Source organism: Marinicella gelatinilytica (assembly GCF_026410405.1).
In the GTDB taxonomy this organism is placed as follows: Bacteria; Pseudomonadota; Gammaproteobacteria; order Xanthomonadales; family Marinicellaceae; genus Marinicella; species Marinicella gelatinilytica.
Map to the genome: position 1 here is coordinate 1 of NZ_JAPMLN010000054.1, position 281 is coordinate 281.

The 281-nt window shown below is 32.7% G+C and carries 1 rRNA gene; it reads left to right on the forward strand.

The window, feature by feature from the left end:
• Positions 1 to 211: 211 nt before the first annotated feature.
• Positions 212 to 281, forward strand: a 16S ribosomal RNA gene (locus OS173_RS13500); the annotation flags it as partial.

The following is a 281-nucleotide window of genomic DNA, read 5'->3' on the forward strand; positions in this document are numbered from 1 at the left end:
GATTCAAAAGAGTAATTTAAAAACTCAAATAGATAACTTGTGTGGGCACTTGAGTTGATGTTAATAAAGGTACAACGACAAAAAGTGACCATAACTATCACGTAATTTCTTAAAATTATATAAGTTAGGTCAAACCGAGAAATTGTCAAAGATTTCTCACAATGAATAAGGTGTTGAAGTTTTAATTTATTAAAATGACAGCATTGTAAATTAATTGAAGAGTTTGATCCTGGCTCAGATTGAACGCTGGCGGTATGCCTAACACATGCAAGTCGAACGGT